This is a genomic window from Bacteroides sp. B1-V-101, assembly GCF_023656585.1.
Taxonomy (GTDB): Bacteria; Bacteroidota; Bacteroidia; order Bacteroidales; family Bacteroidaceae; genus Bacteroides; species Bacteroides thetaiotaomicron.
On record NZ_JAMOKH010000006.1, the window covers coordinates 1 to 12,692 of the forward strand.

At 43.6% G+C, this 12,692-nt stretch carries 10 protein-coding genes; 7 read left to right on the forward strand and 3 right to left on the reverse strand.

The features are described 5' to 3' along the window. The first annotated feature begins 191 nt into the window (after positions 1 to 191). The gene (locus NBH01_RS06585) at positions 192 to 830 is read left to right on the forward strand and encodes an HU family DNA-binding protein (RefSeq protein WP_048694232.1); all 639 of its coding nucleotides are present in this window, start codon (positions 192 to 194) and stop codon (positions 828 to 830) included. A gap of 207 nt (positions 831 to 1,037) precedes the next feature. Then, positions 1,038 to 1,340, forward strand: coding sequence for a helix-turn-helix transcriptional regulator (locus NBH01_RS06590; protein WP_048694281.1), 303 nt, complete (start codon positions 1,038 to 1,040; stop codon positions 1,338 to 1,340). Between the two features lie 71 nt (positions 1,341 to 1,411). On the opposite strand, the gene NBH01_RS06595 is transcribed toward NBH01_RS06590, so the two are convergent. Beyond that, on the reverse strand, positions 1,412 to 2,869 hold the full coding sequence (locus tag NBH01_RS06595; RefSeq protein WP_234140750.1) for a DUF3868 domain-containing protein: 1,458 nt from the start codon (positions 2,867 to 2,869) through the stop codon (positions 1,412 to 1,414). Positions 2,870 to 2,881: 12 nt separating this feature from the next. Further along, a complete protein-coding gene (locus tag NBH01_RS06600) occupies positions 2,882 to 3,451 on the reverse strand; it encodes a DUF3575 domain-containing protein (RefSeq protein ID WP_048694237.1) in 570 nt (189 codons plus the stop codon). 496 nt (positions 3,452 to 3,947) lie between these two features. Here NBH01_RS06600 and NBH01_RS06605 point away from each other — a divergent pair, with 496 nt between their 5' ends. The 5 genes from NBH01_RS06605 to NBH01_RS06625 all read left to right on the forward strand — a co-directional run bounded on the left by NBH01_RS06605 (position 3,948) and on the right by NBH01_RS06625 (position 11,533). Further along, positions 3,948 to 4,583: a DUF5033 domain-containing protein gene (locus tag NBH01_RS06605; RefSeq protein ID WP_250700046.1), complete on the forward strand. Its 636-nt coding sequence runs from the start codon at positions 3,948 to 3,950 to the stop codon at positions 4,581 to 4,583. Positions 4,584 to 4,887: 304 nt separating this feature from the next. Next, positions 4,888 to 9,045 carry a hybrid sensor histidine kinase/response regulator transcription factor gene (locus NBH01_RS06610; protein ID WP_250700047.1) on the forward strand — a complete coding sequence of 1,386 codons (4,158 nt, stop codon included), beginning with the start codon at positions 4,888 to 4,890 and terminating at the stop codon, positions 9,043 to 9,045. 47 nt (positions 9,046 to 9,092) lie between these two features. Further along, complete coding sequence (gene truA / locus NBH01_RS06615) at positions 9,093 to 9,854, forward strand: tRNA pseudouridine(38-40) synthase TruA (RefSeq protein ID WP_055216836.1); 762 nt, start codon at positions 9,093 to 9,095, stop codon at positions 9,852 to 9,854. Between the two features lie 118 nt (positions 9,855 to 9,972). Beyond that, positions 9,973 to 10,872, forward strand: a complete 900-nt coding sequence (locus tag NBH01_RS06620; protein WP_016268488.1) for a DMT family transporter — start codon at positions 9,973 to 9,975, stop codon at positions 10,870 to 10,872. Between the two features lie 10 nt (positions 10,873 to 10,882). Next, the gene (locus NBH01_RS06625) at positions 10,883 to 11,533 is read left to right on the forward strand and encodes a DUF3256 family protein (RefSeq protein ID WP_129655274.1); all 651 of its coding nucleotides are present in this window, start codon (positions 10,883 to 10,885) and stop codon (positions 11,531 to 11,533) included. 45 nt (positions 11,534 to 11,578) lie between these two features. Here the strand turns inward: NBH01_RS06625 and NBH01_RS06630 are convergent, their stop codons facing one another. Next, entirely contained in the window at positions 11,579 to 12,670 is a 1,092-nt protein-coding gene (locus NBH01_RS06630) for a phosphotransferase enzyme family protein (protein WP_072066204.1), read from the reverse strand. Positions 12,671 to 12,692 lie beyond the last annotated feature (22 nt).

Genomic DNA, 12,692 nt, shown 5'->3' on the forward strand with positions numbered 1-12,692 from the left:
ATTGGCCACATTGAGAAACAACAAAAGAGAGATACCAATCAATAGAAAAAGATTAATAGCAGGGTGGGATAATGAATTCTTATGGGAACTTATTTTACATGATTTATAATGCGTTTTCCCTGAGCTTCTTTCATCGGAAGTTTTCGTAGGAATAACAGATTAGAAGTACTTATTTAATAAAAGAGGAAGCTATGGCTATATTATTTGACTGGTATGAGAACCCGGTATCACCGGATCAACCGAAGAAAAAAAGATTTCATCCCCGCATTGCTTACAATGGTCAGGTAGATACGGACGAAATGAGGAGTAAGATTCAATCCCGTTGTACGCTGAATGAAGTCGATGTGACTGCTGTACTGGATGCACTTTCGCAAGTGATGGGAGAGGAGTTGGGAGAAGGACGGCAGGTGCATTTGGACGGCATCGGTTATTTTTACCCCACGCTGACTGCTACGGAAGAAATAGCCGCCGACACTCCACGACGGAATATGAAAATCAAACTGAAGGCTATCCGCTTTCGTTCGGATCAGAAACTGAAAAACTCTATCGGATTAATCAAGGTAAAGCAACTGAAGAAGAATTTTCATTCGTCCAAACTTTCGGAAGTAGAGATTGATATATTACTGAAGGAGTATTTCAGTACGCATCAGATGATGCAGCGCAGAGATTTCCAGTCTTTGTGCGGCATGGTACGTTCTACAGCTATGATTCATATCCGGAGGATTTGCCAGGAAGGAAAGTTGCAGAATATCGGATTGCGTAATCAGCCGATCTATGTTCCTGTTCCCGGATTCTACGGGACATCCAGAGATCAGCCGACGCTCCGGTGATTTTCCGGCTGAAAGGACTGAAGGCTGAAAGGCTGCTTTTTCGGGGGCGGCTTTCAGCCGCTTTCGCCTGCTGGCAGGCGGTTGTGGCGGATGGCTGGAAGGGCTGAAACGCTTGAAAATAAAAAAGACATTCCATGAATATTTATGTTGGTGGGTGTTAAATGCCATAAATAAAAGAATTAAAAATTGCACTTAAAAATGAATATTATGCAAGTAAACCCTGACGTTGGAAGTATGGATGCTGTATTAGACAAATTGTACGGCAAGGTAGGTACCCCCGAAAGAGAGGAATTTCGTAAAGAGGCATATTCTTATTGTGTGGGGCAATTGATCAGTGATGCACGGAAACAAGAAAGAATGACACAAGCTGAATTGGCAGAAAAGGTAGGTACCAACAAGTCCTATATATCTAGAATTGAGAAAGGAGCGATTGAGCCGGGAGTCGGACTTTTCTTTCGTATCATTGATGCACTAGGCTTAAAAATGGAGATTGTTAAGCCGATGATATGATGATTATAATAAAAAAAACGCACTGCCTTCTCAGGTAGTGCGTCTGTGTTTTGGGGTAAAATTGTTTGTTATTATTCTTTGGGGTAATTTCTGATGCTTTTTAGTTGCTTCATATTGGTGTCAGCCTGAGTGGCAAGGCCACCGGCTTTTGCTGCATTGAAATATTTCTCTGCCGCATCGTAGTCACCTTCCAACAGTGCGATGACTCCCAGGTTATTCAGCGTTTCCGCTGCTTTCTGATCAGCTTTGGCAAGATGTTTCTTTGCTGTTGTCAGGTCTCCACCTTTCTGTATTTCCATGGCTCCTGCATTCAGATTGGCAATGGGATCATCCGGGAACATGGTGGCTGCTACCTGGAATGAATGGTTGAACTCTTCGCTTCCCGGCTGGCAACTTTCCGCAATACGGTAGATTTCCTGCAGGCTCAACAGTTGCGGACGTGTTTTGATAATCTCTTTGGTTTCTTCCAGATTGAATCCGCGTACGGTATAGTTGACGGTATAGTCAGAATGACGCAAAGCCGGATAACATTCTTCCAATATATATTTATAAGTTTGCGGACCTGCCAATTGAGCAATCTGACGTTCTTTCTTGTCTATGTCCAGTGTCGAGTCATCCATCAGTTTCAGTATCTCGTCCTTCTTCTCCAATGAAGAGGCTGCGATAAACTTGCGGAATCCTTCCCAGTCTTCAGAAGTATACTCTGAAGTGATCAGTTTATTGTCGAACTTGTAATAACTGGTCACGTAATCTACCAATGCTTGTGTACGACCTTTTGCCAGTCGGGTATTGTTGGTGTAACTTCCTTCCGGTGATGCGTAACCGTGAATTCTTATGCTGCTGAGGGTGGTCTTGTCATCATTGCGTACACTGTCAATCGTTGCACGTATCTTAGCCAGTTCTACTGTGTTGCGACGGTACTCCGGTCGGATGATAATTTGATTCACCGGGAAGTCAAGGAAGGCACTTCCTTCTATGGCACGGTGCTTGACGGCTTCTGCCTGTGGTGTTATATAAGAAATAGACGGCTGTATCACCAGTGGTGAAATGTTCAAACGGGTGATTAATTCACCGCTGGTCTCCTCTTTCAGGTCACAGCAGCCGCATACATCAATATTCAGTTTCATTTCCGCATCACGCATCCAGGCTTCGAACTGGAATTGCTGGTGGTAGTTGATAATCTGTTCCTTATTGTGTTTACGGCGGATTACGCTGTAAGTATTCTCCGAAACCGGAGTGATGTTATTGCGTTGGTTCACTACTTCCCGTTTGCGACCGTAAACTACGATGGACGGTAATATCTTAGTGCGACCATTCGATTCAAGGAACGGAGTGAGGGTGGCGACATGATTGGAGGAGAGCTTCAGATTTTCCTGCATCACGATATCCATATCGATGCTCAGCACATTGTTATCTTCATTGCGTGTGATAGATTCTTTCTCTATACGCACCTGATCTCTATAGAGTGTCTGCGCTTTCCCGCCCAATACAGGCAGCAGGCAGAAGAGTATGTATAATATCTTTTTCATATTTGTTTTGTTTTAGAATAAATAGATTAAACTGATAGCAGCCTTCGTGGGACCTAAATAGTTCTTATGTCCTTCGCTAACCTTCTCACCGCACGTCTTGCATTCGAACTGCTCATACTTGACACGTGCGTAACCTACACCGATATTCCCTTCCAGATTCCAGTGCTTGGCAAGAATCCATTGATAACCGTAGGAAATACCTGCACCAAAGAAGTTGCCTTTGAAGCGGTGGTCTTCCAGTTCCGGCCAGATGCCCCAGGGCATATTGATGGCGGCAGCCTGATAGACGCCTCCATGCACATGGAATCCCACAAAGTGTCCATTGAACTTGTCGCAGAACCAGTAGCGGAGTTCCGGCTGGATGGCGAGCATCTTCATCATCTTCTGATCTTTGTATTTCCACGGATTATAGTTGGCATACAAGTCCAGCGTTAACTTCTTACTCAGACCGACTTCGGCTCCGAGATTGATAATTTTCATCGCGTCCATTACGAGATTGGTTTTCACTCCGACTACCTGACTATATAATAAGGTAGAAGCAAACAAGGTAACGAACAAAAATAAGATTCTTTTCTTTTTCATCGCATGATGGGTTTTGTTTGTTGATGCTACAAAAGTAGCGGTTATCTGAATAGACGTTAATTGGTGGATTCATCTTTCTTCTCTTTCCTTTCAATGGAAATTAATAAGTAGGGTGGTATATTATTCTTTTTATAGGTGGCATATCATTCATTGATGATAGGTGGCGTTTTTATTGTCTGTGTTGAATGAATTACGTATGAGTGGTAATTTGAACTTGCATATCTTATTCAAGTGCTTGAATAAGCTGTATTTCGTTCGTTAAAGAGTGGTAATTCATTCATTTTGCCTCCTAAAAAGTTTTTTCTATTGAATAAAACGCCTATGTTTGCAGTGTACAAACAAACAAGAAAAGATAAATAAGACAAGTTAAGTTTAAAAGATTCCCTCCTAAGGAACATGAACAGATAAACAATATGAAGTGTAAGAAGCGGACGAAATAACAAACAACAGTTCGTAAACAAATTAAAAAAACAAATAAAATTTAGGAGGAACTAATATGAAATCAATTAAATTCTTTTTCGCATGTGTATTGGCATTAACTTTTGTAGCATGTTCTAATGCTGAAAGTGATAGTTTTGAAGACAACTCTTCAAGCTTTGAATCCATGATATCTTTATATGGTATACAATCTGCAACTGTTGACTCTAAAGTAGACGATGTACCCTCTGTGACTGCAGAAGAAATGGCAAGTGTGCTTGAAGCGCTTCGTCAGAACGGTAATACCATCCGTAACTGTGAATCGGAAACTTTGGAAGGATACTACGAAAGTGGTGACAGAAAAGAAGTGAAGATGATCGCAGAATATCAGGCCCGTACCAGAAGCGGTGCTTTCGTAGAACAATTCGCATTGTGTGTTTCCATCAACTTTAATATTGATAATAACGGCGGAGTATTTTATATAGGTACTACATACTCTTCCTCGACTGACCTGTTCAACTGGCAGGGTTACGGAGCTTCCTTATCTACTACTGCTGAAAGAAACAGTGTATTCAGCTCGACTTCTTATCTCTATTTCCGTGTAAGCGACCAGGGTGATTGTCTGGTAAAAGTACCTGTAAGCTTTAAAGGTAGCTACAACTTTAAGGATAATAAGGGAACTTATAGCTTCACTCTTTCCAAAGCAGCTAATTAATACAACAGGAATTTATTGATTTAAGGTATTACGTTACAATATATACAACATATATAAAAGGACTCTATGCGTCGTGCATGGAGATTCCATCAAGCTAAAAGAGGAACCAGACAGCAAACAATATAGCTTTGGTCATTCAGGCAATGAAGAAACAAACAATGGGAGGTCCGCCGATTCTTTTACGAATCAGCGGGCTTTTACTTTATTGTGAATTATTGCTAAAAAATATTTGTTATCCGATTTGCTAATGATTTAATTATCTATCTTTATCAGCCAATACACATGAACAAAATACAATTAAGATATGAGGAAGTTCTTCTTTCTGTTGTTGCTATTGACGGTTTTTTTTCCGTCATACTCTATAGATACCCACTGGGACCTGGAACCGCAAATAATTCAAAACGGAGTCGGAAATAATACTATTTATCATGTTTGTTACGGAAGCGAAGGATTTATGTGGTTCTCTACCGACAAGGGAATCTCCCGTTATGATGGCTTCAGATTTCGCGATTATCCTCTCATTATGAGTATTGACTCCCTTTCCACCCCTCTGCATCAGGCTGTAAAAATGTTGAAGGAAGGTTCCGGCGGTTTATTTTATGCATTACTCTATCAGGGGGGAATTACCTGTTTTGACAAAGAGATTGAACAGTTTTTGCCCGTACGTTTCGACAGGCCGTTGAAACTTAAAGAGATTCAGGATTTCTGCTGGAATGACGGAAATCTCTATCTGGCTACTTCACAGGGGTTGTTTGAATCACGCCCTATCCGCAAGAAAGAAGGAAAAGATGATTTCGTCTATTGTATATTAAATCCCGAGCCTTTGATAAAAGGAAAGATTACCAATCTTTGCACGGATGGAAAAACAAATCTGTATTTTGCCGTTGACCGCGAAAGGGTGATGCATTATGATCTCGTAACGAAAAGGAGTTCTGTGATCAGAGAATATGATGTGGTGAACAGACTCTTTTTGCGACAGGGGAATTTATGGATATGCAGATTATGGAATGACATCGTATGCTATGACCTTAAATCGCATAAGGAACGTGTAGTCTCTCTCGAAGGGGGCGACCAGTCGGATTTCTCCAACTCGTATGTTACGGATATGGTGATGAAAGATAAGCAGACGTTTTATCTGACGACATGGGACGGATTATACAAATTGCGTTTTGAGAATCAGAATTTGTGTGAGAGCCCGTTTACATTGACACTGCTGACACAGGGGGAAAGAGCATTCCATTCAAGAATCGAAAATAAGATGACCAGTCTGTTATGGGATGATAAGCAGCAGATTCTCTGGGTAGGCACCTTTGGCGGCGGAGTGGTAAAGTTTGATATCAGCGACAGTATGTACAGCCGGGTGCGGCAGAATTTCAAATCCAGAGTGGATGGCATGGTCGAAGATGCAAAAGGGTATATCTGGCTGACGGTGACCGACGGGGGAATCATGAGAAGTGATACTCCGTCATTTTCGATGGATACACATTTTGAGCCGTGGACAAAAGTATCCGGTCTTTCCGGACGTTATCATATATATAAAGGTAAAGACGGAAACATCTGGCTGGGCAACAATTTTGGAGAGATCATCTCTGTCAATCCGCTTACGGAAGATGTGGAATCTTTCCAGTTGAAAAACAACGAAGGCGGGAGGATGCAGGCTGTTATCCATTGTTTCTGTCTGGATTCGTGGAATCGTTTGTGGGTAGGTACTTCGAATGGATTGGTACAGGTAGATCCTAAAACTCACGGATGCAAAAATATAAAGCTGCCCGGTGAAATCAAGAATGTATTTGCCATCACTGAAGATAAGGAAGGAAATGTATGGGTAGGTACGGATAAAGGGCTGAAAAGACTTGAAACGAACGGTGACCAGATACGGGTGGAAGGAAACTATGAAAAGGAGAACGGGCTGGAAGAAGCCGGAGTGCGAACCCTGTATGTGAATAACTATAATCAGATTTATGCAGCCTATCTGAACGTCGTTATTCGCATCGACGGAAGAGAGAAGGATAAGATAGAATCTGTCTATACACTGCAGAGTGGATTGACGGACGGACATGTCGGTTGCATGGTCGACGACCATATCGGAAACACATGGGCAGGAAACAATGTCGGTGTGATGACCATCAGGAATGGACAGGAGGCTTTCTATAGTTATCTGTCGGTGGGAAACTGCAGTGCGGTCTGTCGTTTGAATGACGGACGCTTGTTATGGGCGAATTCATGGGGACTGATTTTCTTTGATCCTTCCGCTACCAAAGGGGATAGCAGCAAAAAGTGCTTGATGCTGACCGATGTGGAAGTAGGCGGCGAAACGGTGCTGGCAGGAGAGAAGCGGAACGGCCAGATGATTCTGTCTGTTTCTCCGGAAAAGCAGGAGAAGCTGGTGTTTGCTTCCGATAACAACGACTTTCATTTGTTCTTTTCCGATTTGCGTTACGGACTGGCGCAGCGCAAGATTGCCTACCGTCTGCTTCCTGTGGATAAAGAGTGGAAGATGATACCGCTTGCAGAAGGACTGTGGTTCAACGGATTGGCTGCCGGAAAATATACCTTGCAGGCAAAACTGGTCTTTCCGGATGGTAAAGAAGGAGATGTAATAGAGATTCCTCTGGTGGTGAAGGGCAAATGGTATCAGACTATATGGGCGTATATCATGTATGTTCTGTTACTTGGCGGATTATCTTATTTCTTCTATTCTTATTTCAGAAAGAAAGATCAGCGCAAACAGATTCATCGTGACCGTGAGATGATACTGAAGGAGAATCTGAATCTCGAAAAGCTGAAACAGGAACAAAAGAAAGAGATAGAAGCGATGAGGAACCGGTTGCTGATGCTCTTTGTACAGGAGTTGCGTACACCGTTGTCACTCATCATCGCTCCGCTGAAGGAATTGCAGAAGGATGACTCTCAGACTTCTCAGCTTTCTCTACAGGTGGCGTACCGGAACTCACTCCGCATGGTGGATGCCTGCGACCAGTTGCTGGCAGTATACGGGCAGGGCAATATGGAATCAAAACTGGAAGTTGCTCCGTATTCGGTGGATAAAATGATCGACAGTTCTCTTTTTGGTGTCCGGGACTTGTTGAAGGTGTATACCATTGATTTCCATTGCGAGAAGAGAATCAAGAAGGAGATGGAATTTTATGTGGACAAAAAGAAAATAGAATTCGTCATTCATAATCTGTTGACAAATGCTTTCACCCATACGCATTATGCGGGAACGGTTTCTTTATCTGTTTGTGAGGTCGTGAATGACAATATGCACTATGTCTGCCTGATAGTAGAAGATGACGGAAAAGAAAAGGTAAGAACCGTTGAGCAGTTGATGAGCGAGAATGAAGGATCGGAACGTGATATGTCGGCTGCGCAAATGGGATTCACCATCATGCAACAGATGATCGAAGCTCATTACGGAACGATTACTCTTGAAAGTACTGAAGGAAAGGGGACGAAGGTCACGGTCAATCTTCCCGCCGACAGAGATGTCTTTGAAAACAATCCGAATATTCAGTTTATTGATCCGGAAGAACTGACAGAAGTAGCAGAGCCGGAACCCGAATCGGCAGAAACACAGAAACAGGATTTGGCAGTAGAGGATGCTGTGGTGCAACAGGATCAGCAACTGCCGCTTTTTGCGGAGGCATTGCCTGCCGAAGAAGTAGCATCCCCCGTAGCGGGCGGAGTTAAAAAGACGATATTGATTGTAGAAGATCATAAGGATATCCGCCTGTATCTGAAAGTGCTCTTCGGCAATGAATATAACTTGTTGATGGCAACCAACGGGCAGGAGGGAGTCGATACGGCAATGAAAGAGATGCCGGACTTGATCATCTGTGATGTCATGATGCCGGTGAAAGACGGTTTCGAATGTTGCCGGGAGGTGAAGGAGAATCCGGAAACGTGCAGTATTCCTTTTATCATGCTGACGGCAAAGGTAGAAGACGACGATATTATTCACGGACTACAGCTGGGTGCGGATGATTATGTACTGAAACCATTTACTCCGGGCATTCTGAAGGCGAAAGTCAGCAGTCTGATTAATGGTCGTCAGACGTTGAAGCAGATGTACACGAAGTTGTTCAAATTGCCGGGAACGGATACAATTGTCGTGAGCGAACCGGAACAGGCGGGTGAGGAAGTGAAGACGGAAGATCCGTTTATCACAGCTGTTATCAAAATTGTGGAAGAAAATATTTGCGAGGCGGACTTTAGCGTGAAGAAACTGGCAGCGGAAATGAATATGAGTCAGCCTACCCTCTACCGCAAAGTGAAGCAAAGTACAGACTATACCATTATAGAACTGATCAGAGGAGTACGTATGCGCCGTGCGGGAGTGCTGTTGAAAACGAAACAATATGCAGTGCAGGAAGTTGCCGAAATGGTGGGGTATAATGACATTCCGACTTTCCGCAAACATTTTGTGGATGCATTTGGTACGACTCCTTCTACGTATGAATAAAAAAATGACTACTTTTGCAGTCGAAAACCCTAAAATGAGGAATCGGCGTGCAAAGGTATTTTATTTATTTGGCTTATGATGGAACCAACTATCACGGTTGGCAGATACAACCCAACGGGAGTAGTGTGCAGGAATGCTTGATGAAGGCTTTGTCTACTTTTCTGCGTCGTGATGTGGAAGTGATAGGTGCCGGACGGACGGACGCGGGGGTACATGCCTCGCTGATGGTGGCACATTTTGATCATGAAGACGTGCTCGATACGGTGACCGTTGCCGACAAGCTGAACCGTCTGTTGCCTCCTGATATTTCTGTCTATCGTGTCCGTCAGGTGAAACCGGATGCGCACGCCCGTTTTGACGCGACTGCCCGGACGTATAAGTACTATGTGACTACCGCCAAATATCCTTTCAACCGCCAGTACCGCTACCGTGTCTATGGTTCATTGGATTATGAACGGATGAACGAGGCTGCACGTACCCTGTTCGAATACATCGATTTTACAAGTTTCAGCAAACTGCATACAGATGTAAAAACAAACATCTGCCACATCTCCCATGCCGAATGGACGAAGATGGAAGGAGAAGACACCACCTGGGTATTTACTATCCGTGCCGACCGCTTTCTCCGTAATATGGTGCGTGCCATCGTAGGAACATTGCTCGAGGTAGGACGCGGCAAACTGACCGTGGAAGGTTTCCGTAAAGTGATAGAACAACAGGATCGTTGCAAAGCAGGAACTTCCGCTCCGGGAAATGCGCTCTTCCTTGTCAACGTAGAATATCCGGAAGAGGAAATAAGTAATAGGTAATAAGTATTAAGTAATAGGTAATAAGTATTACCCAGTGCTTATTACCTATTACCTGATACTTGTTACTTGACACCTATTACTTATTACCTATTACTTAATACTTATTACTTATTTCAACATGTGGTTATTATTAGCTTTTCTCTCGGCTACCTTGCTGGGATTTTATGATGTATTCAAGAAACAGTCGTTGAAAGATAATGCGGTGTTGCCTGTATTGTTTTTGAATACGCTTTTCTCCAGTCTAATTTTTCTGCCGTTCATTTTGGTATCGGCATTTGAACCTGATCTCCTTGGGGGAACCATCTTTAATGTTCCCGTTGCAGGATGGGAGCAGCATAAATATATTATCATCAAGTCGTTTATCGTTCTGTCATCGTGGATATTCGGTTACTTCGGGATGAAACACTTGCCTATTACTATTGTGGGGCCTATCAATGCCACCCGTCCGGTGATGGTGCTTGTAGGAGCGATGCTGGTGTTTGGCGAGCGTCTGAATCTCTACCAATGGATCGGAGTGATGCTGGCAGTGGCTTCCTTCTTTATGTTGAGCCGTTCGGGGAAGAAAGAAGGGATCGATTTCAAGCATAACAAATGGATTCTCTTTATTATACTGGCAGCAGTCATGGGAGCTGTCAGCGGATTGTATGACAAGTTTCTGATGAAACAGTTGAATCCGATGCTGGTGCAATCGTGGTATAATGTCTACCAGTTCTTTATCATGGGAACCATTATCTTTCTCCTCTGGTGGCCCAAACGGAAGACGACCACTCCTTTCCGCTGGGACTGGACCATCATTCTGATCTCCGTATTTCTTTCGGCTGCGGACTTTGTTTACTTTTATGCACTGAGCTATGATGACTCCATGATTTCCATCGTTTCGATGGTTCGTCGGGGAAGCGTGATCGTATCTTTCATTTTCGGAGCGCTCTTCTTCCGTGAAAAGAATTTAAAAAGCAAAGCGATTGACCTTATCCTCGTGTTAATCGGAATGATATTCTTATATTTGGGGTCTAAATAAAAAGTACAATATGAAATCAAATAAAATCACTTATACCATCGCATTTTTCATCATCGGTCTGTTTACTTTTGTCTCTTCACAGGCGCAGGAAGCAAAGACTCTTTTTATCAACGTACCAGATTCACTTTGTCCCTTGCTTACGAAGGTGAACCGTGAAGACTGCATCGACTTTCTGAGCAGTAAAATGAAAGCGCAAGTGGAAAACCGCTTCGGACAGAAATCGGAAATGACCGATCTGAGTAAGGACTATATCCGGATGCAGATGACTCCGGAAACCACTTGGCAGATGAAAGTATTGGCTTTGAATGATACCACGAATGTGATTTGTACGGTAGCTACGGCATGTGCTCCGGCTTGTGACAGCAGCATCCGCTTCTATACTACAGACTGGAAACCTCTGACTGCCGATTCATTCATCACCCTGCCGGTCATGAACGATTTTCTGCTTACTCCGGACTCCACTGCGATATACGAATTTGACGAGGCCTCCCGTTCTGCAGACATCTTATTGATGAAAGTGGATATGAACAAGGAAAATACAGAACTGGCTGTCACTCTGTCCACTCCCGACTATATGTCAAAAGAAACGGCAGAAAAACTTAAACCGTTTCTCCGCCGTCCTATTGTTTATCAGTGGAAGAATGGAGCGTTTACCAAATAAACAGCTCCGCCCCATTTCCACTAATTATCCATTTTCCATTCTCCATTATCCATTAACCAAGCACTCATTGATGAATGCCACCATCTCCGGTGTATGTTCTTCTACGCTTTGAAGTAGTTTGAACTGTGCCTTGGTGCGCACCAGATTATGTTCGGGATATTTGATTTTGTAGTAAGTATCTCCGTTGATATAATCGGCAAGGAACCGTACGCACTGCATATAGGGGAATAAAGCGGCAGCATAAGGCAGATTCTCTATTTCAATGGGAGTGAGGAACGATTTGGCACCTTTCAGATATCCTTTGGTGAATGCCTTGAATATCTCCATGTTGAAGTTCACACGATTCAGGTCTTTGTCATCTTCATCTCCGGTGTTGGCACCTGTACGGAGGAAATCACCGTAGTCGGAGAAGATGAAACTCGGCATTACCGTATCCAGGTCGATGACGCAAAGCACTTTCCCGTCTTCATCAAACATCATGTTGTTTACTTTCGTATCGCAATGGCATACTCGTTTCGGAAGCTTTCCTTCGCGGAACAGGCGTTCTGCCTTGCACATTTCGTCCGCACGTTTTTCTATCTCGTCCAGATAATACTGTACGTCGGCTACTCGTCCGGCAGCATTGGCAGCGACTGCATCACGTAGCTGTTTGAGACGGAATTCCATGTTATGGAAGTCGGGGATGGTTTCTCCCAGTGTTTCCGGAATGTCGGCAAGCATAGCCTGAAAGTTTCCGAAAGCCTCTCCTGCATAATTGGAATATTCCGGATTGACAGTCTCGTACGTTTTGGCACGCGGAATGAATACCATGACACGCCAGTAGCTTTCTCCATCAAACCAATAAGTTTTTCCTTCTTCAGTGACGAGGAAAGAGAGAACTTTGCGGTCGATGTCGGCTTCTCCGGCTTCGGTCAGTTTCTTGCGAATATGTCCGGTGACTGCGGCAATATTGGATTGAAGCATTTCTACATTCTGGAAGATGGCATGGTTGATGCGTTGCAGAACGTAGTCGGGGGCGTCTGCTTCCTGTGTGTTAACTTTGTATGTGTCGTTGATAAGTCCTGCTCCCAAAGGCTTGATCTCTGTGATAGTACCTTGGGTGTTGAACTTGGCTACAATACTTGATAAATCTTTCATGGGTCTTTTCTTTAAAATTTAT

What these genes read in the sequence shown, in the direction of transcription:
- NBH01_RS06595 (WP_234140750.1), bottom strand. Translation starts at nt 2,869, where the DNA reads ATGAAAAAGATATTATACATACTCTTCTGCCTGCTGCCTGTATTGGGC.
- NBH01_RS06630 (WP_072066204.1), bottom strand. Translation starts at nt 12,670, where the DNA reads ATGAAAGATTTATCAAGTATTGTAGCCAAGTTCAACACCCAAGGTACT.
- NBH01_RS06605 (WP_250700046.1), top strand. Translation starts at nt 3,948, where the DNA reads ATGAAATCAATTAAATTCTTTTTCGCATGTGTATTGGCATTAACTTTT.
- NBH01_RS06625 (WP_129655274.1), top strand. Translation starts at nt 10,883, where the DNA reads ATGAAATCAAATAAAATCACTTATACCATCGCATTTTTCATCATCGGT.
- NBH01_RS06585 (WP_048694232.1), top strand. Translation starts at nt 192, where the DNA reads ATGGCTATATTATTTGACTGGTATGAGAACCCGGTATCACCGGATCAA.
- NBH01_RS06620 (WP_016268488.1), top strand. Translation starts at nt 9,973, where the DNA reads ATGTGGTTATTATTAGCTTTTCTCTCGGCTACCTTGCTGGGATTTTAT.
- NBH01_RS06590 (WP_048694281.1), top strand. Translation starts at nt 1,038, where the DNA reads ATGCAAGTAAACCCTGACGTTGGAAGTATGGATGCTGTATTAGACAAA.
- NBH01_RS06610 (WP_250700047.1), top strand. Translation starts at nt 4,888, where the DNA reads ATGAGGAAGTTCTTCTTTCTGTTGTTGCTATTGACGGTTTTTTTTCCG.
- NBH01_RS06600 (WP_048694237.1), bottom strand. Translation starts at nt 3,451, where the DNA reads ATGAAAAAGAAAAGAATCTTATTTTTGTTCGTTACCTTGTTTGCTTCT.